This window comes from Enhydrobacter aerosaccus (assembly GCF_900167455.1).
In the GTDB taxonomy this organism is placed as follows: domain Bacteria; phylum Pseudomonadota; class Alphaproteobacteria; order Reyranellales; family Reyranellaceae; genus Reyranella; species Reyranella aerosaccus.
Window position 1 is genome coordinate 524,900 of sequence record NZ_FUWJ01000002.1, and the last position, 25,629, is coordinate 550,528.

The 25,629-nt window shown below is 65.3% G+C and carries 26 protein-coding genes; 10 read left to right on the plus strand and 16 right to left on the minus strand.

Features of this window, described 5'->3' with window-relative positions; all coding sequences use genetic code 11:
• Together B5D62_RS11775 and B5D62_RS11780 are read right to left on the minus strand one after the other, a co-directional pair.
• Window positions 1-672, minus strand: coding sequence for a DsbA family protein (locus tag B5D62_RS11775; protein WP_085934055.1), 672 nt, complete (start codon window positions 670-672; stop codon window positions 1-3).
• 55 nt (window positions 673-727) lie between these two features.
• On the minus strand, window positions 728-1,846 hold the full coding sequence (locus tag B5D62_RS11780; RefSeq protein ID WP_139373850.1) for a DciA family protein: 1,119 nt from the start codon (window positions 1,844-1,846) through the stop codon (window positions 728-730).
• 34 nt (window positions 1,847-1,880) lie between these two features.
• Here B5D62_RS11780 and mutY point away from each other — a divergent pair, with 34 nt between their 5' ends.
• Entirely contained in the window at window positions 1,881-2,948 is a 1,068-nt protein-coding gene (gene mutY, locus B5D62_RS11785; RefSeq protein WP_218191040.1) for an A/G-specific adenine glycosylase, read from the plus strand.
• A 21-nt stretch (window positions 2,949-2,969) separates the two neighbouring features.
• Here the strand turns inward: mutY and B5D62_RS11790 are convergent, their stop codons facing one another.
• From B5D62_RS11790 to B5D62_RS11800, 3 genes are all read right to left on the minus strand, one after another.
• Window positions 2,970-4,076 carry a site-specific DNA-methyltransferase gene (locus B5D62_RS11790; RefSeq protein WP_085934057.1) on the minus strand — a complete coding sequence of 369 codons (1,107 nt, stop codon included), beginning with the start codon at window positions 4,074-4,076 and terminating at the stop codon, window positions 2,970-2,972.
• A 109-nt stretch (window positions 4,077-4,185) separates the two neighbouring features.
• Window positions 4,186-4,437 (minus strand): hypothetical protein, encoded by a 252-nt coding sequence (locus tag B5D62_RS11795; protein WP_085934058.1) that lies wholly within the window; start codon window positions 4,435-4,437, stop codon window positions 4,186-4,188.
• 15 nt (window positions 4,438-4,452) lie between these two features.
• Window positions 4,453-5,094, minus strand: a complete 642-nt coding sequence (locus B5D62_RS11800; protein WP_085934059.1) for a ribonuclease HII — start codon at window positions 5,092-5,094, stop codon at window positions 4,453-4,455.
• A gap of 30 nt (window positions 5,095-5,124) precedes the next feature.
• On the opposite strand from B5D62_RS11800, the gene B5D62_RS11805 reads away from it, so the two are divergent.
• The gene (locus B5D62_RS11805) at window positions 5,125-5,679 is read left to right on the plus strand and encodes a nucleotidyltransferase family protein (protein WP_085934060.1); all 555 of its coding nucleotides are present in this window, start codon (window positions 5,125-5,127) and stop codon (window positions 5,677-5,679) included.
• Here B5D62_RS11805 and B5D62_RS11810 read toward each other — a convergent pair.
• Entirely contained in the window at window positions 5,676-6,701 is a 1,026-nt protein-coding gene (locus tag B5D62_RS11810; protein WP_085934061.1) for an adenylate/guanylate cyclase domain-containing protein, read from the minus strand. The two genes, B5D62_RS11805 and B5D62_RS11810, sit on opposite strands and share 4 nt — an antisense overlap.
• Window positions 6,702-6,850: 149 nt before the next feature.
• Here B5D62_RS11810 and B5D62_RS11815 point away from each other — a divergent pair, with 149 nt between their 5' ends.
• Window positions 6,851-7,768, plus strand: coding sequence for an AEC family transporter (locus B5D62_RS11815; RefSeq protein ID WP_170920896.1), 918 nt, complete (start codon window positions 6,851-6,853; stop codon window positions 7,766-7,768).
• A gap of 10 nt (window positions 7,769-7,778) precedes the next feature.
• On the opposite strand, the gene B5D62_RS11820 is transcribed toward B5D62_RS11815, so the two are convergent.
• Both B5D62_RS11820 and B5D62_RS11825 read right to left on the minus strand, forming a co-directional pair.
• The gene (locus tag B5D62_RS11820) at window positions 7,779-8,885 is read right to left on the minus strand and encodes a M14 family metallopeptidase (protein ID WP_085934063.1); all 1,107 of its coding nucleotides are present in this window, start codon (window positions 8,883-8,885) and stop codon (window positions 7,779-7,781) included.
• A 53-nt stretch (window positions 8,886-8,938) separates the two neighbouring features.
• Complete coding sequence (locus B5D62_RS11825; RefSeq protein WP_218191041.1) at window positions 8,939-10,093, minus strand: PA0069 family radical SAM protein; 1,155 nt, start codon at window positions 10,091-10,093, stop codon at window positions 8,939-8,941.
• 91 nt (window positions 10,094-10,184) lie between these two features.
• Here B5D62_RS11825 and B5D62_RS11830 point away from each other — a divergent pair, with 91 nt between their 5' ends.
• The gene (locus tag B5D62_RS11830) at window positions 10,185-10,652 is read left to right on the plus strand and encodes a GNAT family N-acetyltransferase (RefSeq protein WP_170920897.1); all 468 of its coding nucleotides are present in this window, start codon (window positions 10,185-10,187) and stop codon (window positions 10,650-10,652) included.
• Between the two features lie 13 nt (window positions 10,653-10,665).
• Here the strand turns inward: B5D62_RS11830 and B5D62_RS11835 are convergent, their stop codons facing one another.
• The 3 genes from B5D62_RS11835 to B5D62_RS11845 all read right to left on the minus strand — a co-directional run bounded on the left by B5D62_RS11835 (window position 10,666) and on the right by B5D62_RS11845 (window position 14,800).
• A complete protein-coding gene (locus B5D62_RS11835; RefSeq protein ID WP_085934064.1) occupies window positions 10,666-12,048 on the minus strand; it encodes a PepSY-associated TM helix domain-containing protein in 1,383 nt (460 codons plus the stop codon).
• A 93-nt stretch (window positions 12,049-12,141) separates the two neighbouring features.
• The gene (locus tag B5D62_RS11840) at window positions 12,142-14,355 is read right to left on the minus strand and encodes a TonB-dependent receptor (RefSeq protein ID WP_085934065.1); all 2,214 of its coding nucleotides are present in this window, start codon (window positions 14,353-14,355) and stop codon (window positions 12,142-12,144) included.
• 58 nt (window positions 14,356-14,413) lie between these two features.
• Window positions 14,414-14,800: a DUF2946 family protein gene (locus tag B5D62_RS11845; RefSeq protein ID WP_085934066.1), complete on the minus strand. Its 387-nt coding sequence runs from the start codon at window positions 14,798-14,800 to the stop codon at window positions 14,414-14,416.
• Between the two features lie 240 nt (window positions 14,801-15,040).
• Between B5D62_RS11845 and B5D62_RS11850 the strand changes: the two genes are divergently transcribed.
• Complete coding sequence (locus B5D62_RS11850; protein ID WP_085934067.1) at window positions 15,041-16,015, plus strand: ABC transporter substrate-binding protein; 975 nt, start codon at window positions 15,041-15,043, stop codon at window positions 16,013-16,015.
• A gap of 16 nt (window positions 16,016-16,031) precedes the next feature.
• Here the strand turns inward: B5D62_RS11850 and moaB are convergent, their stop codons facing one another.
• Window positions 16,032-16,580, minus strand: a complete 549-nt coding sequence (gene moaB / locus B5D62_RS11855) for a molybdenum cofactor biosynthesis protein B (RefSeq protein ID WP_085934068.1) — start codon at window positions 16,578-16,580, stop codon at window positions 16,032-16,034.
• 90 nt (window positions 16,581-16,670) lie between these two features.
• Here moaB and B5D62_RS11860 point away from each other — a divergent pair, with 90 nt between their 5' ends.
• A complete protein-coding gene (locus tag B5D62_RS11860; protein ID WP_085934069.1) occupies window positions 16,671-17,132 on the plus strand; it encodes a cupin domain-containing protein in 462 nt (153 codons plus the stop codon).
• Between the two features lie 12 nt (window positions 17,133-17,144).
• Here the strand turns inward: B5D62_RS11860 and B5D62_RS11865 are convergent, their stop codons facing one another.
• Genes B5D62_RS11865 through B5D62_RS11880 form a run of 4 tightly spaced genes read right to left on the minus strand, consistent with a single transcriptional unit; the run spans window position 17,145 to window position 21,840 of the window.
• Window positions 17,145-18,170, minus strand: a complete 1,026-nt coding sequence (locus tag B5D62_RS11865; protein ID WP_085934070.1) for an alpha/beta fold hydrolase — start codon at window positions 18,168-18,170, stop codon at window positions 17,145-17,147.
• 46 nt (window positions 18,171-18,216) lie between these two features.
• The gene (locus B5D62_RS11870) at window positions 18,217-18,828 is read right to left on the minus strand and encodes a cysteine dioxygenase family protein (RefSeq protein WP_085934071.1); all 612 of its coding nucleotides are present in this window, start codon (window positions 18,826-18,828) and stop codon (window positions 18,217-18,219) included.
• Window positions 18,825-19,976 (minus strand): CaiB/BaiF CoA transferase family protein, encoded by a 1,152-nt coding sequence (locus B5D62_RS11875; protein WP_085934072.1) that lies wholly within the window; start codon window positions 19,974-19,976, stop codon window positions 18,825-18,827. The genes B5D62_RS11870 and B5D62_RS11875 overlap by 4 nt, the downstream gene beginning before the upstream one ends.
• 1 nt (window position 19,977) lies before the next feature.
• On the minus strand, window positions 19,978-21,840 hold the full coding sequence (locus B5D62_RS11880) for a lytic transglycosylase domain-containing protein (RefSeq protein WP_085934073.1): 1,863 nt from the start codon (window positions 21,838-21,840) through the stop codon (window positions 19,978-19,980).
• Window positions 21,841-21,920: 80 nt separating this feature from the next.
• On the opposite strand from B5D62_RS11880, the gene B5D62_RS11885 reads away from it, so the two are divergent.
• The 4 genes from B5D62_RS11885 to B5D62_RS11900 all read left to right on the plus strand — a co-directional run bounded on the left by B5D62_RS11885 (window position 21,921) and on the right by B5D62_RS11900 (window position 25,623).
• Window positions 21,921-24,122, plus strand: a complete 2,202-nt coding sequence (locus tag B5D62_RS11885; protein ID WP_085934074.1) for a rhodanese-like domain-containing protein — start codon at window positions 21,921-21,923, stop codon at window positions 24,120-24,122.
• Between the two features lie 116 nt (window positions 24,123-24,238).
• Entirely contained in the window at window positions 24,239-24,586 is a 348-nt protein-coding gene (locus tag B5D62_RS33345; RefSeq protein ID WP_170920899.1) for an AtpZ/AtpI family protein, read from the plus strand.
• A 27-nt stretch (window positions 24,587-24,613) separates the two neighbouring features.
• Window positions 24,614-25,342 carry a F0F1 ATP synthase subunit A gene (locus B5D62_RS11895; RefSeq protein ID WP_085934735.1) on the plus strand — a complete coding sequence of 243 codons (729 nt, stop codon included), beginning with the start codon at window positions 24,614-24,616 and terminating at the stop codon, window positions 25,340-25,342.
• Between the two features lie 56 nt (window positions 25,343-25,398).
• Window positions 25,399-25,623 carry an ATP synthase subunit C family protein gene (locus B5D62_RS11900; RefSeq protein WP_085934076.1) on the plus strand — a complete coding sequence of 75 codons (225 nt, stop codon included), beginning with the start codon at window positions 25,399-25,401 and terminating at the stop codon, window positions 25,621-25,623.
• Window positions 25,624-25,629: the final 6 nt, after the last annotated feature.

A 25,629-nucleotide genomic window follows, 5' to 3' on the forward strand; every position in this document is an offset into this window, starting at 1 on the left:
TTACTTGTTCAGAAGCTTGCTGAAGGCGGCGTCGAGCTCATCGAGCGAACGCGCGCCTGTGAACTTCTCGCCGTTGATGAACAGGGTCGGCGTCGAATTCACCCCGACCTGCTCACCCGTGCGATAGGAATTGATCACGCCGTCGGCCACGGCCGGATCGGCAAGGCAGGCCTTGACCTCCTTGTCGCCCATGCCGGCGATGCGGAAGGACTTGGCCAGTTCGGCCAGCGGATCGGAGGCGGTGGCCCAGTTGCCCTGGCCGCGGAAGATCATGTCGACCACGGCATAGTACTTGTCGTTGCCGGCGCACTGCGCCAGCTGCGCGGCCCGCGCCGCGGTCTCGTCGAGCGGGAAGTCGCGATAGATGAGCTTCACCTTGCCGGTGTCGATCCACTTCTTCTTGATCTCCGGCAGCTCCACCGTGTTGAAGTGGGCGCAGTGCGGGCAGGTGAACGAGGCGTATTCGATCAACGTGATCGGCGCCTTGGGATCGCCCTCGACATGGTCGTTGGGCTGGACCTGCAGAATCGCGGCCTTGTCGGGCGCAGCCGTCGTCGCTGCCGCCGGAACCGGCGCCGGGCCGGTCGTGGCGGGGCGGGTCCCGAAGTAGACGCCGGCCGCGATGGCAGCCACCGCCACGACGCCGCCGGCGATGATCAAGATATTCCGCATACCCAACTTCCTCTCTACTACATCTTGGAAATTCAGCCTGTGGGGAGTCAAACGTTTACCGGCCTATTTCATCCAGAATCTTGCCGATGGCGTCGGTGCTGCCGGGATTCCCACAATTCTGGCCATTGATGAACAGGGTCGGGGTCTGGTTGACCCCGAGCGTCTGGCCGGACTGCACGTCGTCGATGATTTTGTCCAAAAGCTGGTCGTTGGCGAGACAATCGGCCGCCGCCAGGCCCTGCGCGGACAGAATCTTCACCATCTCGCCCTCGGGATCCTGCGCCGTCAGCCAGTCGACCTGGGAACGGAACAGCGCGTGGATGGTGTCGAAGAACCTGGCCGTTCCGCCGCATTCGGCGAGCTGGCTGGCATGCGTGGCGATCGAATCGGAGGGAAAGTGCCGGTAGACGAAGCGGACCCGGCCGCTCTCGACGAACTGCTTGCGAATACCCGGAAGCACGGCCATGGCGAAATTGGCACAGTGCGGACAGGTCAGCGAGAAATAGTCGATGATCACGTTCGGCGCGTCGGCTCTGCCCAGGACATGATCGGTCGGCCGAACGACCAGCAGCTTTTCCTGATCGTCCGTCCACTGAGCCAGCACGGTCTGGGCCCGCGATGTCCGCATGAACAGCATCGCCCCCAGAGCGCCCAGCATCAGGCTGCGGCGGCCGCGGGCGATGTGCGTGCCGAGCCGCGCCAGCGCCGCCTTGAGGTCGGGATCCTCGACCTTGGCCACACGTTCGGCGAGGCGCGCCGCGAGCTGCGGATCGACCGGCGCCACCGGCGGAGCCAGCGTTGGCGCTGTCACGCCGCCCTGGACCAGCCGGATCTCGTCGATGAAGCGATGACCGAAATAGGCATTCACCCGTTCGACGAGCTGATTGGCCCGGTGCTGGATCTCGAGCGATGCGGCGCCCTCGACGCGCAGTCGCAGGACCTTGCCGCCTCCGGCCTGCACTGCCCGGCCACCGCGGCCGGCCAGCAGGGCATCGGGACGCGACACGCGGGCAATCTCGGCGCCGACGATGGCGGACCACTCGGTCTTCAGACGGGCCAGCGGCGCTCCACTGGCTTTCGCGCCCTTCTTCCCCTTGGGAGACAGGCCCGAGGTGAGCCGCTGGGCGACACCGCCGATGGCGCGAAAGCCGTTTTCCCGCATGGACCCTTTCAAACTCCGCTCCTTATGCTAGGGCACGCCTCCTTACATGACCATGACCCACGCCGCGCGCCTGCCCGCCAAACTACTCGCCTGGTACGACCGTCACCGACGCACCCTCCCGTGGCGCGCAATGCCCGGAAAACGCACGCCGCCTTATCTCGTTTGGCTGTCCGAGATCATGCTGCAGCAAACCACGGTCGCCACGGTCGGGGATTACTTTCACCGCTTTGTGAAGCGCTGGCCGACCGTGGAGGCCCTGGCCGCGGCGCCTCTCGACGACATCCTGTCGGCCTGGGCCGGCCTTGGTTACTACGCACGGGCCCGTAACCTGCATGCCTGCGCACGCACCGTGATCGAACGTCACGGCGGCCAGTTCCCGGACAGCGAGGCCGACTTGCTGGCCCTGCCCGGCATCGGCCGCTACACGGCCGCCGCCATCCGCGCCATCGCCTTCGACCAACCGGCGTCCGCTGTCGACGGCAACGTCGAACGCGTGATCGCCCGCCTGTACGCGATCGAGACGCCCTTGCCGGACGCCAAAGCCGAGATTCATGCCCGCGCGGCAGAGCTCGTGCCGCAGCAGCGCGCTGGGGACTATGCCCAGGCGATGATGGATCTCGGCGCCACGGTGTGCACGCCGCGCAGCCCAAGCTGCGTCATCTGTCCGCTGATGGATGGATGCGAGGCGCGCCGGCGCGGCATTGCCGAGGAACTGCCGCGCCGCGCCCCAAAGGCGGAGAAGCCGACGCGCCGGGGCGTCGCCTTCGTGCTGTCACGCAAGGACGGCGCGGTGCTGCTGCGCAAGCGGCCGCCGCGCGGACTACTGGGCGGCATGGACGAAATACCGTCGAGCGACTGGCGCGAGGGCGAACTCCTGATGGCCGAGGCGCTCAAGCAGGCACCAGTGCCGGCGAACTGGAAGATGCTCGACGGCGGGGTGCGCCACACTTTCACACACTTCCACTTGGAGCTCGCCGTCGCGCATGCCATCGCGACCACGGCCGGCCTGGCCAAGCTGGCGCCCGGCAGCGCCTGGTGCACGATCGACCAGCTCGACGAGCGCGCCTTGCCGACCGTCATGCGCAAGGTGATCGCGCATGCGATGAGCCGCTAAGGATCGTTTGACCAGGGACGGCTAGAGTCCGGCGCGGACCTGTTGGCGCAGATGATCGATCGGCAGCCGCCCACCCTTGGCCTCGAAATGCCAGAAGGTCCAGCCGTTGCAGGCCGGCGCGCCCTGCACCGCCGCCCCGACCTGATGGATCGAACCGCGATGCTCGCCCAGCGAATTGCTGGCGGACAAGGTGCCGTCGGCACGCACACGGGCCCGATGACGACCGCTCGGATCGATGAGGACTGCGCCGGGCTGCAGCAACCCCGCTTCGATCAGCACGCCGAACGGAACGCGCGGCTCGCTGCGCTTGCTGGGTTTCGGAGTCACGTCCTCGTCGGCAAGCGGCGAGATCTCGGCGATGCGCTTGCGCGCAATCGCGGCGTAGGTCGGATCGCGCTCGAGCCCGACATAATGCCGGCCCAGGCGGCGCGCGACCGCGCCGGTCGTTCCGGTGCCGAAGAAGGGATCGAGGATGGTGTCGCCGGGGTTCGAAGCGGCCATCAGGCAGCGGAACAGGAGTGACTCCGGCTTCTGCGTCGGATGCGCTTTCTTGCCGTCCTCGCCCTTCAGCCGCTCGCCGCCCGTGCACAGAGGCAGGAGCCAATCGGAGCGCATCTGCACGCCCTCGTTGAGCTCCTTCATGGACTCGTAATTGAAGGTGTACCGCTTGGCGCGGCGATCGCGCGCCGCCCAGATCAGGGTCTCGTGGGCGTTGGTGAAGCGCTTGCCCTTGAAGTTGGGCATCGGGTTGGACTTGCGCCAGACAATGTCATTGAGGATCCAGTAGCCTTGGTCCTGCAACGCCGTTCCGATGCGGAAGATGTTGTGGTAGCTGCCGATGACCCAGAGCGTGCCCTCGGGCTTCAGCACCCGCCGCGCCGCCGCGAGCCAGGCCCGCGTGAAGGAGTCGTAGCGCGCGAAGTCGGCGAACTTGTCCCAATCGTCGTCGACGGCATCGACCTTGCTGTTGTCGGGCCGCAGCAGGTCGCCGCCAAGCTGCAGGTTATAGGGTGGATCGGCGAACACCATGTCGACGCAGCCCTCGGGCAGGCTGTTCATGGAATCGATGCAGTCGCCGACGAGAATGCGGTCGAGATAATCCACAGGCATCGGTGGAAGATGAGTCATCCACCGAGTCCGCGTCAAGATTTTCCAATGGATTCAGGCGCTTAAACGATCAGTCCACAACATCGAGTCTGTGGACTTCCATTGGACATACCAGACCTAGAGCCAGCCTTCAGGGCAGAAGGCTCGACAATCGGGACAGGAACGGCGCCACGGCCGCCGCGTCCTCCTCTGCCTCCTCGGCGAAGGCCTTCAGGTGCGTCCCAAAGGACGAGCTGTTCACGGACGTCTCGAGATGGTCGAGGCGCGTGAGCAGCCGCTCGCGCGTGGCGGCGTCCGTATGCTTTGTGATGACGGCGCGCAGTTCCTCGAATAGCGGACCGTGTTCCGCACCCTGCGTCGGAACTTTGTCTTTCTCGTCCATGATCTGCGCCCCGTTCTAAAGCAACTCAGCCGTCTCAGCGTATTTCGCGCGGACCGGCGCGAAGCTGGCGCGATGATGCGGCGTCGGGCCCAGCCGGTCGAGTGCGGCAAGATGCTCGGCGCTCGAATAGCCGCGATTGGTGTCCCAGCCGTAGCCGGGGAAGCTCTCGGCCAGCTTGGCCATGTAGCGATCGCGCGTGACCTTGGCAAAAATCGACGCCGCCGCGATCGAATAGGAGGCCGCGTCGCCGCCGATGATGGTTTCGGCGCGGCAGCCGAGCTGCGGCGGCAGCTGATTGCCGTCGATCAGCACGATGTCCGGCTGTTGCGTCAGCGACTGCAGTGCGCGCCGCATCGCCAGGAAGGTCGCCTGCAGGATGTTGATGCGATCGATTTCCTCGACGCTGGCTTCGCCGACGGAGAATTGCACGATGCCGGACGAGACCATCGCCTCGTAGGCCGCCTCGCGATCCTCGAGCGCCAGCTTCTTCGAATCGTCGATCAATCTCAGCAGCTTGCGTTTGGCGGCGCCGCGCTCGATCACGGCGATGGCGGCCACGACCGGCCCGGCAAGCGGACCGCGTCCGGCCTCGTCGATGCCGGCGATCCGGGCAATGCCCTGCCCCTCGAAGCGCATTTCATGACGAAAGCTCGGCATATCCCCCGGCACAGTCCCTAGACTGGAGGCATGGCGCCCCCGACCTCGATCGTTGCCGACATCATCGCCCAGGACCCTGTGGGCATGAAACAGCTTCGTGCCGTCCGCAGCCTCGGCCTACCCGACTGGTGCATTGCCGCAGGTTTCGTGCGCAATCGGGTGTGGGATCATCTGCACGCGATTACCCCACCGCGGCCGCCGGCGGATATCGACGTGCTCTATTTCGACGCGGCCGATCTCTCAAAGGTGCCAGAGGCACGCTACGAGGCCCGGTTGACGGATCTGATGCCGGACTTGCCGTGGCAGGTCCGCAACCAGGCGCGCATGCATGTTTGGAAGGAAGTGCCGCCGCATGCGGACACCGCCGATGCCATGCGGCATTGGCTGGAAACCGTGACCGCGGTCGGCGTGCGGTTGGAGACGGACGATACGCTCACCGTCATCGCCCCGCTCGGCATCGACGATCTCGTCAACCTTCGCTGCCGTCCCACCGACTTCGGCCGAACGCGCCGCCACGAATATGACGAGCGTATCGCCCGCAAGGGCTGGCGCACCCTGTGGCCGCGGGTGCAGTTCCTCGATTAGGGCGTCGCCCGCTTCGCCAGCGAGAAGAGTTCGACCGCCTGCCCCTTGCCGCGCAACTCGATCGGCCCCAGCGGTTGCGCGATCAGGCCTGTCGGCAGGGCAAGCTTGTCCAGCAATACGGCCGAGATCAGGACCGGCTGTCCGCTATCGCGGCAGGCGTCGACGATGCGGGCCGTCGTATTCATGGTATCGCCGATCAAGGCGATCTCCTTCTTGACCGAGCCCATCTCGCCCACGACCACCGGCCCGCAATGCAATGCCGCCCGAACCTGCACCGGCGCGCCGAATTCATGCCGATAGGCCGGACCGAGCTCTTGCAGTCTTCCGATCACGGCGAAGCAGGCACGCAGACAGCGGGCATCCTTCACGCCCCTTGCAAGCGGCCAGGTCGCGATCAGTTCATCACCGACATATTTGTGGATTTGGCCGTCGAATCGCACGATCGGACCCGCCAGGTCGTTGACGAAGCGATTCAGCAGCCGATGAAACGCGACTTCGCCCAGTCGTTCGGCCGCGGCAGTGGAGTCCTTCATGTCGATCATGAGGAAGAGGCGCTGCTCCACCCGAGGACGATGGTAGCGGCCGGTGATGAAGGCCAGCAGCACACTCTGCCCCAGCAGGCTGTTCACCTCGAACAGGAAGCTGATGACGAAGGTCGCGGCAAAGCAGAAGAGGATATCGTCGCGCGAGATCTCGATGCTGGCGAGGCTTTGTGCCGTCAGTAGCTGGGCAGCGGCGATGCCAACCAGGAATACGCCGAGATAGATCAGCGATCTCACGCTGGTATTGAGCAGGAAGGAAGCGCCGGCAAGGCGCGAGCCTGGAGCCTGGAGAACGAAGGCGTCGAGCGTGCTGATCATGGCGCCGATCAGGGCACCGCTTAGGGCGCCACGCGTGATGCCGAGGGCGATATCGGCATCCGACCCAGCGGCATAGGCATAAATGGCGCCTGCCCCCGCGGCGATGAGGATGAGACGAACGATCCTGAAGAGGAGGATACGGGTCTGGTCGTCGAGGACCATGGGCGGCGCGAGCTTTCGGCAATGACGTCCGCACCATAGGGATGGCCGACGACAAATCTCAAGTTATTGCAGATCGCGTTTCGCTTCAAAGGGACTCGGCTGATCTCCATGCGGACGAGAGTCACATTCCTGGCCTAATCTCCGCGTTGATGATTGCAGCATTCCTTCCCCTGGCAGCGATCGCCCTGCTGGGTGCCCTCCTCCGACATTTCAATCCCGCCATGGAGCAGACACGCCGGTCGATGAACCAGCTCGTGCTCTATGTCTTCCTGCCCGCGCTGGTCTTCCGGACGGTGATGGACAGTCACCTCGATCTTCTGTTTCTCGAGATACCGGCCGCCGCGGCCACCGGCGTCCTGGCCTGCCTGGTGGTGGGCTTTCTCGTCTTCCATTTCCTGCCCATACCCGGCCCGACCAAGGGCGCCATGATGCTGGGCAGCGCCTTCGGCAACGTGACTTATCTGGGCCTGCCCGTCCTGCTGGGCGTCTTTCCGGCCAAGACTGGACAGGTGTCGGAAGTCTCGGTGCTGTTCGAGGTCACCAAATCCTCGCTCAATCTCACCCTGGGCGCGATGATCGCGATTGCCTATGGCAGCCAGGAACCGATCACCTTCCGCAAGACGGCGCTCGAAGCGCTGAAGCTGCCGCCGCTCTGGGCGCTCGCCCTGGCCATCGTCTGGAAGGTCTCGGGCATTCCGTGTCCCGACATCGTCATGAACACGGCCGCGATCCTGGCCGTCGCGGTCAGCGGCATCATGATGCTGTCGCTCGGCATGGCGCTGAAATTCACGCCGACACGCATGATGGCGCTGGCGGCGCCGGTTTCGGCGATCAAGCTTCTCGTGTCGCCCCTGATCGTGCTGTTTGCCGCGGCGCCGATCGGTCTCAGCGGTATCTATGCCAACGCCGCCGTGCTCGAGGCGGCGATGCCCAGCCAGCTCTTGTCCTTCATCATCGCCGGAAAATTCAAGCTCGACGAGGAGACGCTCGCTTTCGTCATCATGGTCGATACCATCCTGGCGTTCGTCACGCTTCCCCTCGTGCGGTCGCTCCTGCCCTCTCTGTGATCGTTGCCGGCTATGCGAGCGTGCTCAGCCCATGGACGGCCTGAAGGGCGATCGAGCGGAACTGGCCCAGGACCTGTCCCTTCCAGAAGTCGGTCTCGACATAGAAGGAGCGACGCACGGCCTTGCGGATGTCCTGGCGCAGGCCGGACGCAGCGTCGGGGTGATTGCGCAGCCAGATCTCGCCGCGCAGGGCCCGCGTGGCCTCGTCGAACGGCACGGTGCCGAACTCCAGGGTCATGAAGGTATATTCGGCGCCTGGACATTCTGTCGGACCCGCTGTGCCGATATAGCCCTGCGTATGCGGCGTGACCGAGCGCGGCGAGCTCGACAGCACGACATCGCGGCCGTACCAGGCGAGCGCGCGGGCGGTCGCCTGGGGGCCCCACATCGTGCTGCCAAAGATTTTCTCGCCGTGTCCCGATGGCCCCAACCCGGAATGCAGATCGATCCAGGCCACGCGCTTGCGGAGCGCGCCATGGCGCCTCAACAGAGCGCGGATCGTGCGATTGCTCCAGGAAGGTCCGGTGCCGGAATAGAACAGCCCGTCGGAATGACTGCCTTGGCCGCCGACCATCGCCTGACGCGTTGCCAGGCCGCCCGCTTCGAGCCTGCGCTGCAATTCCGCTTCGTTGGTGTCGGATGGCGGCCAATGATCCGGCACCAGCAGCGGATGCAGCTCGCCATAGCCACCGGATGTCGACGCCTCGACCGGAAAGTCGAGGAAGTTGCGGTTGAGATCGATGCCGTCCTCGTTGGTGCGCGCCGAATGGGAAAAGCCCCAAGGATTCAGCGCATGGACCAGCAGCACGGCGACGCCGCAATCCTCGAGGCGCCGCACAAGGGTGTCGTCGCGCAGCAGGGCGATCTGGCACGCCGAGCCGCAGAAGCCTTCGACGCCATGCGTCCCCGACGTCAGCACGAACACCGCTTCGGCCGAGGCTGGTCCCACCTCGACGGCATCCATGGCCAGCGGCTCCCCCTCGACGCCGAGACCGACCGGATTGATCTCGCTTGCGACTGTGAGATTGCGACGCGCTGCGGCGGCAAGGAATTTCTCTCGGGCTTCACGATAGGTGCGGGAGAAACACTCGACGAGAGAGGCGGCAGCGGCAGTCATGGCGCGCGCACCGTAGTGCAATCGCCGCGTATCGGCACGCCGAAAGACGACGGCTAGAACAGCTTCATCTGACGGGCATCGCGCTTGGCGTCGACCAGGGCGGTGCGCGCCGACTCGGGCACAGCGAAGCGAAGCGTATCCAGGCGGTACCGGATCCTGTTGAGGCCGAGCCGCTTGACCGCGGCCGTAAAGCGCGCGCTCAACAGTTGCGCAATCGGCCCTTCCCCGCGCATGCGCAGGCCGAACTCGGCCTGGTAGAGGGCGCCGCCGCGCATCTGCCGGATCAGCGACAGGACCCGCTCGGCACGGTCGGGCCGGTGCGTGCGCAGCCATTCCTCGAACAGGTCCTTGATCTCGAGCGGCAGGCGCAGAACGGTGAAACCGGCCCGCGTCGCGCCGGCTTCCACCGCCGCTTCGAGGATGGCTTCCATCTCGTGGTCATTGAGGCCGGGAATCATCGGCGCCGTCATGACCCCCACGGGCACACCCGCCTCGGCGAGCTTGCGGATGGCGTCGAGCCGCCGATGCGGCGCCGACGCGCGCGGCTCCATCGTGCGGGCGAGGTCCTTGTCGAGCGTCGTCACCGACAGGAACACCTCGGCCAGATTGCGCTTGGCCATGTCGGCCAGGATGTCGATGTCGCGCGTCACCAGATGATTCTTGGTGACGATGCCGACCGGATTGTTGAAGTCGCTCAACACACGGACGATCTGGCGGGTAATCTTGAGCTCCCGCTCGACCGGCTGATAGGGATCGGTATTGGTGCCCATCGCCACCACGTCGCAACGATATTTGGGCGAAGCCAGCTCCGCCGTCAGCAGCTTGGCCGCGTCGGGCTTGAACAGCAGCTTGGTTTCGAAATCCAACCCTGGCGACAGGCCGAGATAGGCATGCGTCGGCCGCGCGAAGCAGTAGATGCAGCCATGCTCGCAGCCGCGATAGGGATTGATCGAGCGATCGAAGGGAACGTCGGGCGAGGTGTTGCGCGCCAGGATGGTGCGCGTCGCGTCACGCGTCAGCGTCGTCCGCAACGGCGGCAGGAGATCGTCTTCCGATGGCGTCTCGGATTCCGTCTCCCATCCATCCGTCGTGCGGATGCGCTTCTCGCTGTCGTAGCGACTCGATGCGTTCGACAAGGCGCCGCGGCCATTATGCTGAGGCTCGGGGATCGCATCGTCGGGATAAAGCGGTTCACCGGGCTGCTTCATGCAGCCGACTCTTAGAACAAAAAGAGAACGAGTCAAGCCGCTACCCATTGCGCCTCTTGTGCACGCTGGACCGCGATCCTTAGAGAGTACCATGCTCAGCATCACTCTCCGCCCGGCCGCCGACGCCGACATGGACTTCGTGCACAGCCTTTCGCCGCGCCTGTCGGGTGTGCCCCGGCCGCCATGGCACGACCTCGCCGCCATGGAGGGCTTCCAGGACCGCTACATGACTGCGACCTTCGACGCGCCGGACAAGGAGGCGCGGACCCTGATCGCCTGGTCGGCGGAAGGGCATCGCCTCGGATACATCCACATGCGGCCCGGCAAGGACGGCGTAACCGGAGAGCCGTGTGGCTACGTCTCGCTGCTGGCGCTCGCCAAGGAGGCTGAAGGGATGGGTGTTGCCCACGCCCTCATGCAGGCCGCGGAAGAGTGGGCTCGGAGTCTCGGATATCGGCTGCTCAGCCTCGACGTCTTCGCCCACAACCAGCACGCCGTGGACTTCTATACGCGACGCGGCTTCGAGGCCGAGACGATCCGACTGGTGAAGCCTCTGTAAGGCGTTCGTCTCCTCAGCCTCGGGCCGATCTTGCGCCGAGGTAGAAGGCGAGATCCGGAAACAGAGGCAAGACCCAGCGATCGAGGGCCAGCACGAGCACAAGAGATGCTCCGAGCAGAGGCAAGGCGACGCCGAGGATCACCAGACCGCCCCAGAGAGCTGGCAAGGTGATGAGCCGCCGCCGAGGCATGGGAGCACCGAGGCGATGGGCCGGACGTCGCTTCCACCACATCATCACACCACTGACGCTCACGACGACGAGGCCCACTGCCGTGAAGACACCCAGCGCCTGATTGAACCAGCCGAACAGGTGTCCCTCATGGATGGCGACGCCGTAGCCGACGAGCTGGTCGATCAAGGGCCACTCGGCGAAGGTCGTCCGACTCGTCACGGCTCCCGTGCTGCCATCGAGGGTCACGCTTTGCCGCAAGGGCCGGTTGCGCGCCTCCGAGCGCGCGGTCCAGGTCGGAGACAGCGCCGATGGCGGAGAGATCAGCACGGGTGGAGCAAAGCCCAGAGGCGCTACGATCGGAACCAGGCGGTCGAGTTCGCCATAGAGGGTGCCAGACATTGTCGATCCCCTGCCGCCGCCAACAGCAGGTCGATGCTGGTCGTGGGCCTCGACCCGTTCGGCGGCTTCGGATTCGCTGCCGGTGGTCCAGGGCTGGCGCACCACCGTCTCGCTGCCGATCTGGCGCACCGCCTTCAGCATACCGCCCCAGGAGCTTGCCCAGGGCAGGCCCGACACCAGCAGGAAGAGCGTGCAGAACGACACCCAGAAGCCGAAGACCGCGTGCAGGTCGCGCCATAGCGGCCGCCCGCGCGCAGAGAAGCGGGGATAGAGAATCCCGCCGGCTCCGCGGCCGTCTCTCGGCCACCACAGGTACCAGCCCGTCAGGATCAGCATGATGGTCCAGGAGGCGGCCAGTTCCACCAGCATGGATCCCGGCCATCCCAGCAACAGCTCGCCGTGCAGATAGAACAGCAGCCGCGTCAGTCGTTCGTTTTCCGGCACCACCTTCAGGATCTTGAGCGTCGGGGGATGCACATAGACGCGATACAGGTCGCTGCCGCGCCCGATGAGGACGCGGCTCGCGGATCGCGGACCGGCCGGCAGCTCGTAGGCGTTGAGAACCAAGCCATCCACTGTTGCCAGCGCCGCCGCGACTTGCGCCGAAGGAGCGGCTGCGGAGCCTCGCATCTCCAGCATGTCGTAGCGGCGATCGATCAAGGCATCGAGCTGCGGCTGGAACAGGTAGAGCGCGCCGGTGACGGCGAGCCACAGGACGAACGGCACGCTGACCAACCCGGCATAGAAGTGCAACCGCCAGACCACGGTGTAGGCACGACCTTCGCCGCCCTGCCCGTCGCCTGTCGCCAGACTGGGCGCGATCATTGCTCGACCTCCTGCCTCGAGGCGGCCGACGGAAAACCACTCCGTGCCGACGAGCGGCAAAAGTTGTGCATGCACATGGACTCCTCCCGCTCGTCAGAACTTCGCTCTCAGCCCGGCGATGACGGTCAGCGGCATTCCCATGGTCGGGATGGCCGTCGCGTTGACCGTCGGCCCCTCGAACGTCGTCGTCGTGTAGCCCATCGCGAGGTACTGGAAATTCGTCAGGTTCTGCACACTTGCGTACAGGTCGACGTTCTTGATCGGCGAATAGGACGCGCCGACATCGATGATCGTGGCGCCCTGATTGAGCTGGGTATGGCCGGTGTCGTTCCAGTAGGCGGGGAAGGAGCGCAACGACGCCGTCAAGGCAACCTCTGGGACCGGCCGCCATTCCGCAGTGGCGGTCACCGTCCAGGTGGGAACCTGGCCGAGTTGCACGCCGGTGCGATCGATGGCCGGAAAGTTGGAGCTGGTCAGATAGGCCGTCGTATTGGTGAAGCCCGCCGTCAGCTGCAGCTCCTTGAAGGGCTGCCATCCGCCGATGATCTCGATGCCCTGGAAAGTGGCGCTGCCGACATTCTGGTACTGGCGCACCGTGGTGAAGGAGGAGCCGAGACCGGCCGCCATGACGTAGGGCGAAGCGCAGGTGGCGTTGGCACTGCAGATCGTGATGAGGTCGATGAAGTTGTCGAGGTTGTTGTTGAAGTAGGTCATCGACAGGTTGAAGCCACGCCACTTGAAGTCGACGCCGATTTCCTCACCGACATTCGTCATCGGCTGCAGGTTGGGATTGACGGTGGTGTAGGTCGTGCCGCCGGCGAAGCTCCGGTACATCTGGTTCATGCCCGGCGCTGAGAAGTTGCGATAGACCGCGCCGCGTACCACCAGGTCGTCGGTCATGTAGAACTTCAGCCCGACGCGCGGATCGAAGCTGGAGGCGCTCGAGTTGGCGATCGGCAGGTTGGCGCCGGAATTCACCGTCTGAACGCTGGCGTTCAGGGCCTGATAGAAGTCGCCGCGCAGGCCGATCGTCACCTCGAGCGGCACGCCTGAGAAGTGATAGGTACCCTGGCCGAAGACCCCTTGAAGCCGATGTTCGCCATTGGCGACGAAGGTGGTCGGCGCCGAGGTGGCGCTGGAGTAGAGGTTGTTGTAGTCGCTGATGACCATGCGCCTGGCGTCGACGCCGATCTTGATATCCTTCAGCGACCCGATCTCGAACTGATAGAAAACCGAGCCGCCCTGGTCGGCATTCGGCGCCGTCTCCTTCTGGCTGACATACTGATTGGTGGCGCCGATATTGTTCAGCGTGTAGCTGCCGTTGGCCGTGTTGATCGTGCCGTAGACGCCGCCGCCGGCCCAGGCGCTGAAGGCGACCGACGACTTGTCGTCGATCGTATAGCTGCCGCCCAGAAGCAGGCGGTAACTGGACCAGTTGTTGTGCGACAGGCTCCAGACCCAGCCATCCTCGTAGGCCTGATGGAAATAGGCCTTGGTGAAGAGTTTGAGATTGCTGCCCGAATCGAAGTGGAGCGTGAAGTCGACATTGTCGGCCTTCGACGCGGTCGGCACGAGATTGGCATTCTGATACTGGGCCGGCGTGAGATTGTAGCCGGAGCTCTGGGCGTGATTGTAGCTCACCCCGGCCTTGAGATTGTCGTTGAACGCCGCCGTCGCCCCGACATTGGCATTGGTGGTGTTGTAGCTGCCGTAGCTCACGTCGGCCTCGGCGCCGGTCTTGCTCGGCTGCCGGGTAACGATGTTGATCACGCCGCCCATCGCCATGTTGCCCCACAGGCTGGTGGCGCCGCCGCCACGAATGACCTCGACACGTTCCACGGAATCCTTGGGAATGCGGCTCCAGTCGACCGTCCGGAAGTAGGGATCGTTGATGGGGACACCGTCCATCATCACCAGCGTGTTGATCGTCGTGGTGGTCCCGAAGCCGCGAATGCTGACCGGCTGTCCGGTCGGATGAAGCTGCCCCGTCGGCACCGTATAGGTCCAGATGCCCGGGATGCGGTTGAGGATCTGGTCGACGCCGGTTTCGGGCATCGCCTGGACTTCCTGGCGCGTCAGCACCGTCGTGCTGACATCAAGCTTCTCGAGGTCGGAGCCGCGGCCGGCCGTCACCATGACAGGCGGCAGCTCGACAGGCGTCGATGTTGGCGAGGATGACGACGATGATGGCGATGAAGATGGCGACGAAGCCGGTTGGACCGGCGGTGGAGTCTGGGCTTCGGCCAACGCCGGGACAAGCACCAGCCCCACGGCAGCGACGACTGTCGCGGCACGAACGGACGACATGGAAAATCTCCCCCAAAGGACAAGCAAACGCGCGACGTGCTGCGTCGCGTTTCAGATGTCAGACGGGGAGAGTGGGAGGCGCTCGAGGCTGATTGGGCCCGTCGCGGATGCCGACGGGCGTGAGGGCATTGACGCCGGGTGCGAAGCGGATCGCGACGGCGATCGGCTCGAACGGAATGAAGCCAGGATTTGGAGCGACCAGGGCCGGCGCATGGGCGAGGCCCAGGCAGCATTCGTGCGGCGTGCCTTCCGGCATCGAGGTCGGAGAGCTGCCCTCATCGTGCGCTGGCAGGCAGATCGACGCCCAGACACTCGCCGCCAACGATCCGCCGTCACGCGCGAGCGCGGCATGGACCAGCGGCTGCAGGAAATTGAGAGTGATCGCAAGAAGCGCCGCGACGATTGCCGAGGCGCGCCAGCCCCGATCAGAGCGTCTGCGATCCATTACTCAGACTAGCCAGGAAAGCCGATCGAGTGGAAGAAATGTCTTGGCGTGCAACGAAAACAGATGTGCATGAATCGCATCTGATTCCGAAGCGCGGTCCGAACTGGCTTTGATCCAGTGCTTGCCGAGCGCCGGTCATTGAGCCCGAGACGATCCGCATGACGAAGCCATTGTAGCGGTTGCCGGGCTCGCGCATGCTAGTGTGCGTGCGCTCGGTGCGCGGTTGCCGAATGAGGGGAGATGAAACGGCGGGCTGTGCTGGTTGCAATGACCGGCGTCGTGGCGATACCGGAAATATCGGTCGGGCAAACACGGTCGATGCCGGAAGTCGGCTTCCTTCATCCCGGCAAGGTCGAGGCGTCCAATCCGCGCCTCGCCTCTTTCGCCGAAGGTTTGCGCAGCAAAGGCTTCATCGATGGGAGCAACGTGTCGATCATTGTCCGCGCGGCCGACTACGACGTCGGTCGACTGGGACAATTCGCGGGCGAGCTGGTCGAGCGCAAGGTCGCCGTCCTGTTCGCCGTCGGACCGCAGGCAACCCGTGAGGCTCGGGCACGCACCACGGCGCTGGCGATCGCCTCCCTCGACCTCGAATCGGATCCGGTGGCCAGCGGATTCATAGCGAGCCTGGCCCGTCCCGGAGGAAATCTTACCGGCCTGTTCTTCGACTATGCGGACTTCAGCGGCAAATGGCTGGAACTGATGGGCGAGTTGATCCCTGGTTTGCAACGGGTCGCCGCCCTGTGGGATCCGACCACCGGGTCGGTGCAGACCGACGCCGCACGAGCCATCGCCACCGCCCGGGGCCTCTCGCTCGAGATCGTCAGCGTCGAATCGCCCAAGGTCATGGAGGCCGGATTTCGAGCCGCCGTCGACAAGAAGGCGCAAGCGGTGCTGTTGATGTCGTCGCCCGTGTTCGGAACAGTGCCGAAGCAGGTTGCGGATCTCGGCCTGCGCTACCGACTGCCCACCATCAGCATGTTCCCGGAGTTCGCCGAGATGGGCGGGCTCATCACCTACGGTGCGGACCAGCGCGACCTGTTCCGCCAGAGCGGCGAAATCGTCGGCAAGATACTGGCCGGCGCGCGCCCTGCCGATCTGCCCGTCGAGCGGCCGTCGCGCATCGTACTGGCCGTCAACACCAGGACGGCTGCCGCGCTCGGCCTTACGGTTCCCAGCGCGATCCTGCTACGGGCCGACCAGCTCATCGACTGACGCTGCAGACAGACGCTCAGCCGCTGCGCGGCATCTTCCCTTCGTTGAGCCGCGGCATCAGCTCCGCGAAGTTGCAGGGGCGGAAGCGGATATCGAGCTGCCAGTGCAGGATCTCGTCCCAGCCGTCCTTGCAGGCGCCGGTCGAGCCGGGCAGCGCGAAGATATAGGTGCCGTTGGCGACGCCGGCGGTGGCGCGCGACTGCATGGTCGAGGTGCCGATCTTCTGGAAGCTGACCCAGCGGAACACTTCGCCGAAGCCGTCGATCTTCTTCTCGAACAGGCCTTCCAACGCCTCCGGCGTGACGTCGCGACCGGTAACACCGGTACCACCGGTGGTGATCACCGCCTCGACCTTGGGATCGTCGATCCACTTCTTCACCCGGGCGCGGATCGCGGCGATATCGTCGGTGACGATGGCACGATCGACGAGGACGTGGCCGTCGCGCTTGAGGCGCTCCACCAGCGTGTCACCTGACTTGTCCGTTTCCAGAGTGCGGGTATCCGACACGGTCAGGACCGCAATATTCACCGGCTTGAACGGCTTGGTCTCGTCGATCTTGCTCATGGCGTCATTCTAGCGCCCCTGGCTTGTCGAGGCGAGGCGCAGTCCTTAGATGAAGACCAAGGCGCAGCGCAACTCAGGCAGATCAGCATCATGACCGATTGGAAACATGACGGCGTAAGGGTGATCCCCGCCGGCTCCCTCGACACCAACACCGCGCAGACGCCCGGCATGAACCGCGCCGCCGCCATCAACTTCGCCCGTGTCGGCGCACAGAAGCTGTGGGCCGGCACCGTCACTATCCATGCCCACGCCAAGACCGGCGCGCATCACCATGGTCATCTCGAGAGCGTGATCTACGTGGTGAAGGGCAAGGCGCGCATGCGCTGGGGCGAGAAGCTCGAATTCATCGCCGAAGCCGGCCCGGGCGACTTCATCTACGTGCCACCCTACGTGCCCCACCAAGAAATCAACGCCTCCGACACCGAGCCGCTGGAATGCGTGCTGGTGCGCTCCGACAACGAGGCGATCGCCATCAATATCGACCTCGAGCCGGCGGAAAAGCCGGAGACGGTGTACTGGGTCGATCCGACCCATCCGCATCCCAAGCAGTAGCGCCTGCGGCTTCTAACGAGGCAGGCTCTTCAGCAAGGCGGCGAAGAAGCGGTCCGGATCCTGGATGAAGGACGCGTGCCCGAGGTCGGCGAATTCGACCAAGGTGGCGTGCGGAATGCGGCGGGCGATTTCCTTGCCGAGGACGTCGTAGTGCCCGATCTTCGCCTGCACATCGGGCGGCGCCAGCGCCTTGCCGATCGCGGTCGTATCCTTGTCGCCGATGATCAACAACACCGGCATGGCCAGCTTCTCGAACTCGTAGAACACCGGCTGCGTGAAGATCATGTCGTAGATCAGAGCCGAATTCCAAGCGACGATGTCCCGGCCGGACCCGGCATATAGGCCGGCATACATCTCGACCCACTTGTCGTATTCCGGCTTCCAGGTGCCGGCGTAATAGGTCGAGCGCTCGTAGGCGCGGACCTTGTCGGCCGTGACCTGCCGCTCCTGTTGATAAAGGGCATCGACTCCCTGCCAGGGCACCCCTTTGGCCTTCCAGTCCTCGAGGCCGATCGGACTCACCAGCACCAGTTGCTCGATCTCGGTGGGATGCATCAGGGCATAACGGACCGCCAGCATGCCGCCGGTCGAGTGTCCCATCGGGATGACCTTCTCGATGCCCAGCGACTTCAGGAGGGCGCGCGTATTCTCGGCGAGTTGCTGGAAGCTGTACTGGTAATGCGCCGGCTTCGAGGACTTGCAGAAGCCGACCTGATCGGGCGCGATCACGCGATAGCCCGCAGCGTTCAGTCTACGGATCGTCGTATCCCACGTCGCCGCGCAGAAGTTCTTGCCGTGCAGCAGGACCACGGTGCGGCCATTGGGATGGTCAGGACGCACATCCATGTAGGCCATCTCCAGCTTCTCGCCCTGCGACGAGAACGGGAAGTGGGACACCGGAAACGGATAGTCGAAGCCTTCGAGTTCCGGCCCGTAGGCCGGCCCGGCCGCGAACGCCGTGGTGCCGACCGTGGCGGCAAGACTGGCAGCCAGCAGACAGCGACTTGCCGAGACGACAAGCGACTTGAACACGCGCATGGATGCAGCGTGTCCAGCAATTGTGATGATTCGATGGAGCGGCTGATCACGAAGCCGCGCGCGTCTCCGCCGAGCGGTCCCAGAGATTGGGCACCATCTGGTTGGTGTAGCCCGACACGAACAGGCTCGGCGTGCCGGTGGCGGGATCGAACGTATGGCGGCGGACCGCGCCGATATTGCCGCCATAGACGTGGATGCTGATGGACGGTTTGTCCTTCAGCACATTGGTCACGCGATGGATGTCGCCGGTGGCCGGCACCAGCACCTCGACCTCGCCCAACTGCATCTGCTTCGGCTCGCCGGCCGTCATCGCGCCGGTTGCCGGATCGCGCACGAAGGATTGCGACGTTTCCGCGCCGCGCAGCATGCCGACCAGGCCCCACATCTGATGATCGTGCACCGGCGTCTGCGCGCCCGGCGACCACACGAAGCTCACCACTGAAAAGCGCTCGAACGGATCGCACCAGAGCAGGTTCTGCGCATAGCCGTGCGGCGGGCTCTTGGCCATGCTCTCGGGCAGCCAGTCGTCGTGGCTGACGAGCTCGCCGAGAAGCTTCTGCCCGACCTCGAGGACGGCCTTCTCGTCCTTGTCCTGCCAGGCGCCGCCAACAAGAGAGGTCATGTCGCCGATGAAGCGGCGCAAGCGGTTGATGTTCATTCGGCAGCCTCTTTCGCGGGCAACGAGCCCAGAATGGATTGCGTGTCGGCGCCCAGCGCCGGCGGCTCCAGCCGCTTGTGCAGGTCGACGCCAGAGATGCGGACGGGCGAACCGAAGGTCCTGGTCTTCACGCCCGACGGCAACGTCATCTCCTCGACCCAGCCCATGTGGCGGACCTGCGGATCGTCGAGGATCTGGCTGTAGCTGTTGATGCGCCCGTGCGGCACGCCCGCCGCCTCGAACGCCGCGATCCATTCCTCCGCATCGCGCTTGGCGAACTCGATCTCGAGCAGTTCCTTCAACACCAGCTGGTTCTGCGCTCGCAGCTGCGTCGTGGCGAAGCGCGGGTCGGCCAGCAGGTCGGGACGCTTCACCACCTCGGTCACGCTCTGCCACAGCTTGTTGTTGCCGGCGGCGATGACGAAGTAGCCATCGCGGGCGCGGAAGGCCTGGTAGGGCGCGTTGCGTGGATGGGCCGAACCGAGCTTCTGCGGATCGCGTCCGGTGCCGAAATACTCGCTGGTCTGCAGCGCCGCCATGCCGAGGCTCGCCCCCAGCATCGAGGCATCGACATGCGCGCCCTCTCCGCCTTCGGCGACGCGGCGTAGCAGCGCGGCAATGGTGAAGGCGGCGTAGAGGCCGGTGCCGACGTCCGACACCGGCACACCGCACTTCACAGGCGCGCCGCCGGGCTCGCCCGTGACGCTCATGATGCCGCTCATGGCCTGAACGGTGACATCGAAGCCGCCTTCGCCCGAGCGCGGGCCGCTCTGGCCGAAGGCCGAGATCGAGCAATAGATCAGGCTCGGCTTCTCCTTGCGGAAGGACTCGTAGCCAAGACCCAACCGATCCATCACGCCGGGCCGGTTGTTCTCCAGCAGCACATCGGCCCCCAGCACCAGGGCGCGCGCCGCCGCCTTCTGTGCCGGATCCTTGAGATCGAGCACGATCGAGCGCTTGTTGCGATTGATCGAGGCGAAGTTCTCGCTGTAGCCGCCACTGATGGGCGGCCACTGGCGCATCATGTCGCCGTCCGGCGGCTCGACCTTGATGACCTCGGCGCCCATGTCGGCCAGCAACATGCCGCAATAGGGCCCGGCCAGGACCTGGCAGAACTCGATGACCTTGATCCCGGCAAGAGGCAGCATCCTAGCGTCCCGTATCCTGCGGCACATAACGCGGCCATTCATGCGCCGCGATCTGGTCGAGCGACGGCGTCGGCTGGCCGAGTCGGATCTGATACATCCAGTAATTCGCCAGCACGCGCTGCACGAAGTCGCGTGTCTCGTCGAGCGGAATCGAGGCGACGTAGAGCAGCGGATCGGCCGATGCGTTCAACGAGGTGTCCCAACGGAACACATTGCCCGGGCCGCCATTGTAGGCCGCCGCCGTGCGCACGAGATTGTCGTCGACGCTGCCCAGGAGCGAACCGATATAGGCCTGCCCCAGCGATATGTTGACCGAGGGATCGAACGGATTGCCGCCCTCGGCCTCGAGTGCGTACTTGCTGCTGACGATCCGCGCCGTCTGCGGCATGAGCTGCAGCAGGCCCATCGCGCCCACGACCGAGCGGGCCTTGGGATTGAAGGCAGACTCCTGGCGCATGAAGCCCCACAGCAAGGCGCGATCGACGCTGTAGCCGCTGGCCGGCTGCCACGGCGGCTGCGGATAGGCGGCCGCATCGTAGCCCGGGATCTTGTGGCGCATGTCCCAGGCCGCGTTCGCCACCCGCACCGACAGCGCCGGCATCACCGCCTTGTTGGCAAGCGACAGGATGGTGGCGATGTATTGCGGGTCGGCATCGAGCGATGCGCCGAACAGCTCGCGCTGTGCCGCGGTCGAGGCGCCGAGCTGCAACAGCGCCAGCGCGCGCCGGCCGGCGCGGTCGTTGCGCAGGATGTCGGCTTCCTTGCGCTCGATCGGCGGCAGGTTCCAGTCGGCGACGATCTTCATGCCCAGCGCCTTCTGGGCGATCAGGCCGTAGAAGGTGCGGTTGTGCAGGGCGGCGCGCTTGAGATAGGGCGCGAACTTCTGCGGATTGCCGGCCAGCAGATTGGCCCGCGCGGCCCAGAAGGCACCCGCGGACAGGGTCCACGACGAGGCCTGGTCGGGCGGCGCGTCGGCCACCATTTCGAAACGGCGGGCCGCTTCCGGCATGTTGCCGCTGGTGAAGGCGGCGAGGCCCGCGCTCCAGTTGGCGTCCGGCGGCAGGCTGACCTCGACCGGCACCTGCATACTGCGTTGCGAATCGGCTTCGAGCGCGCGCGTGCGGATGCGGCCGCGCCACAGCTCGGCCTCCTGCGGTCCCAGCAGATCGACGGTCGATTTGCGGTCGAGCAACGCAAAGGCGGCATTGAAGCCGCCGTCATCGGCCATCTGCTGCAGGCGCGTGCGCAGGGCGGCGGCGTCGGCAGCGTCGGCCCCCGTCACCGTGCGGGCGGCGGCGAAGGCTGGCGACGATTGCGCCTGGGTCACGAAGGTGGCCGGCGTCAGCTCGTCGGAAGCGCCGCGCGGCCGCTTGGCCAGCGCCAACCGATAGATCGCGGGCGCATCGGGATGATCGTTGTAATCCTGCAGCCAGGCGGCGAACTGCTCGTACCGGGCCTGATAGTTGGAGGCCAGCAGCCGCTGCGCGCCGACATAGCCCAGCAAGGTCTTGTCCGTGAGCTTGGCAATCTCGGCATCGGCCTCGGCCCAGTGACCGGCCGCCTGCTCCTGGAAGATGCGGCGATAGCGGTCGCGGGTTTCGGCATCGAGGACCGTCGGCAGATCGGGATTGACGGCCACCTCGTCGAGCTCGATGACGGGCGGCGGCGGCACGAACACCGGACGGTGGACTACGGCGCGCGAGGCGGGCTGGAAGCCGGCATGGGCCGGCACATGGGCTGCCGCTTTGGTCGGTTTCACGGCCGGAGCCGGGCGGTGCGGCGGAGTGGTTGCGGTCTGGGCGAGTGCCGAAGCGGCCAAGCCGGTCACGGCGGCCAGCACGGCCGCTGGAAAAAGCTGCTTCATGGTCCGCACCGTAGTTTGAGCGCCATCTGGCGACAAGCGCCCGGTCGTTATACTGATGCGAATGCGAATCGGAGGTACACATGACCCTGCATCAGCAGCGAGCCGCCGCCGTCCGGCAGCTCATCGGCCAGGCCCGCGAGATCGAGAAGGACGGAGTCACCCGTAACAATCTCGAAAAGATCGGTGGTCTGCTCGCCGCCCTCGCCGCACGCAGCGACCTCTTCCCCCAGGACGAATTCCCGCTCGGCGGGGAGGGCGGCATCTACCGCCTGAGCGAAGATCCGGACCACCGCTTCGCGCTCTATGCCTCGGCCGGCGGCGCCGGCAAGAAGGTGCCGCCGCACAATCACACGACATGGGCGATCATCGCCGGCGTGCACGGCGCCGAGCGCAACGTCGTCTACGATCGCCTCGACAATGGCGCGCGGCCGGACGTCGTGCAGCTCCGCGAAGCGCCAGCGAAAGAGAAGACGCTGCGCCGTGGCGATTTCATCGCCTTCCTGCCGGAAGACTTCCACCATATCGAGACGCCAGCCGACTCAGGCGAGGCGTTGCATCTCCACTTCTACGGCCTCAGCCTCGAACACCTGCCGGATCGGGTCAGCGTCGATCTCGCGACCGGTGCCGCCAGGCGGTTCATGGCTAAGGCGAAGATCCTGACGCCGCTCGTGTCGGTGCAGCAGGTCAAGGCGATGCTGAACTCGGGCGAAGTCTTCGCCTTCTTCGACGTGCGGGAGGAAGGCGAATTCTCGACGCAGGGCCATCCGCTGTTCGCGACGCCGCTGCCGCTGTCGCGACTGGAGCCGCGCGCCCTGGCGCTGCTGCCCGATCCCGACACACGCATCGTGCTGATGGACAGCGGCGAGGAGGACCGCGACCCGCAATGGCAGGGCCGCGCCAACCGCGCCGCCGCGCGTCTCTCCAGCCTGGGCTACACCAATCTCGCCGTCGTGAAAGGCGGGCTCAAAGCCTGGCGCGAGGCCGGCTACGAGGTCTTCACCGGCGTCAACGTGCCGAGCAAGGCCTTCGGCGAGGTGGTCGAGCACGACAACGACACGCCCCGCATCGATGCCGCCGACCTGCAGAAGCTGATCGACGACAAGGCGGACCTGGTGATCCTCGATTCGCGGCCGATGCCCGAGTTCCACAACATGTCGATCCCGGGCGGCGTCGACTGTCCCGGCGCCGAGCTCGTCTACCGCGTCAAGGATTTCGCGCCGCGGCCGGAAACGCTGGTCGTCGTCAATTGCGCCGGTCGAACGCGTTCGATCATCGGCGCGCAGTCGCTGATCAATGCCGGTCTGCCCAACAAGGTGATGGCGCTTAAGAACGGCACCATGGGCTGGCATCTCGCCGGCCTGAAGGTTGCCCGCGGCGAGACCCGCAGCTTCGGTCCGCAGGGAGCCGACGCGGCGGCCTTCGCCCAGGCCGCCGCGGCCAAGCTGGCCGAGCGGCTCCATCTCAAGAAGATCAATCTGGCCGGACTGGCGGCCCTCGAAGCCAAGGGCGGCCCGCTCTACCGGCTCGATGTGCGCGATCCCGCGGAATATGCACAAGGCCATCTCAAGGGCTTCCGCCATGCCGCCGGTGGCCAACTTGTTCAGGCGACCGATCAATATGTCGGCGCCCGCAATGCCAGGATCGTCCTGCACGACAATGACGGCGTGCGCGCCACCCTGACCGCGCACTGGCTGGTGCAGATGGGCTGGGGCGAGACTTATATACTCGACCACAAGCCCGAGGCCGGCGAACTCACGACGGAAGCGGAACCGCGCTACCCGGCAGGCTTCACCCTGCCGACCCCGCCCACCGTATCGGCGGCCGAACTCAACGCGCGGCTGGGTACCACCCTGGTGATCGACCTCGACACCAGCCTCAAGTACCGCGACGGCCACATACCGGGGGCGTGGTTTGCGGTGCGAGCGAATCTCAACAAGTCGATCCCGGCCATGCTGGCCCAGCAGGCCGGCGTCCTGCGCATCGTGCTGGTGTCACCGGATGGTGAAATTGCCACCCTCGCCGCCCCCGAAGCCCAGGAAATTGCAGGCACTCTCCCGGTCTCCGTCCTCGCCGGCGGCCTCAAATCATGGCGCGATGCCGGCCTCGCGCTCGAGACGGGGCATGTCCGAATGGGCGATCCGCCGACCGACGTCTGGTACCGCCCCTACGACTTCAAGGAGGATGTCGAGGCCGCCATGCGCCAGTACCTGGAGTGGGAGGTCGACCTCGTGCCGCAGGTCGTGCGCGACGGCGATGCCCGATTCTCGGTGCTGAAGGCCTAGACCAGCGACCGACGCCCGGAAATACGCCGTATTTTCCGGGTCGTGAGCCTGCTCCCGTGCTTGACACCTCCGGTGCCCAGCCAATAGGTTCCGGCGCGATTTCGCCGGAGCAGGTGATGACCGAGGACGAGCGAAAAGCCGACGAACTGGACCGGCGTCTCAAGGACGTTCGCCAGGCCTATGACAAGGGCGTCGGTAAGCCTTCCGGATCGACGGGCGGCAACGCAGGCGGCGGCAGCGAAAAGCTTGGCGTCGGCATGCGGATCGCAATCGAGCTGGTGGCGGGCGTCGTCGCCGGCGCGTTCCTGGGCCTGATGGCCGACCAGTGGTTGGGGACCAAACCCTGGCTTCTGATTGTCGGCTTCATCCTGGGATGTGGGGCCGCGTTCTCGAACGTGTACCGGGTCGCGCAGGCCGAAGAGCGGCGCGACAAGGCCGAACGGGATGCGCGGTTGAAGAAGTAGTCGGGTGTTTTTGGGGGATTGGGAATCGTGGCAGGTCCGCTAGAGCAGTTCGCCATCCATAACGTGACCGATCCGTTGTTCACGATCGGCAATCATCCCATCGCCCTCACCAACTCCGCGATCTTCATGCTGGGCGCCGTGGTCATCTCGTCCGGATTGCTGCTGGTCGGTTCCGGCAAGGCGGCGATGGTCCCGGGCCGCATCCAGGCGCTGGCCGAGGTCTTCTACGAATTCATAGGCAACATGGTACGGGACAATGTCGGCACCGCCGGCCGCAAGTTCTTCCCGTTCATCTTCAGCCTGTTCATCTTCACGCTGTTCGGCAACATCCTGGGCCTGGTCCCCTACGGCTTCACCTTCACCAGCCACATCGCGGTCACCTTCTTCATGGCCGCCGTCATCTTCCTGGCGGTGACGCTGATCGGCCTGTTCAAGCACGGCCTGCACTTCTTCTCGCTGTTCTTCCCGCATGGCGCGCCGCTGTTCACCGCGCCGATCCTGATCCCGATCGAGCTGGTCTCGTATCTCAGCCGTCCGATCAGCCTGTCGGTCCGTCTGTTCGCCAACATGACGGTCGGCCACGTGCTGCTGAAGGTGCTGGCGGGCTTCGTGGTGGCGCTGGGCATCTTCGGTGCCGTGCCGCTGGCCGTGCTGGTGGCGATCACCGCGCTCGAGCTGCTGGTGGCCGTGCTGCAGGCCTACATCTTCACCATCCTTTCCTGCATTTACCTGAACGACGCGCTGCATCTGCACTGATCGCCGCGCCCGTACCCATCAACGACAAACCTTTAGTAGAGAAACAGGAGACAGATATGGACGCCTCAGCCGCCAAGTTTATCGGTGCAGGCCTCGCCGCCATCGGCATGATCGGCGCCGGTATCGGCGTGGGCAACGTGTGGGCCAGCTACATCACGGCCCTGTCGCGCAACCCGGCCTCCAAGGGCGAAATCGGCGCCAACATCTGGATCGGCTTCGCGGTCACGGAAGCCATCGCGCTGTTCGCGCTGATCGTCGCGCTGATCTCGCTGTTCGCCTGAGCGCGG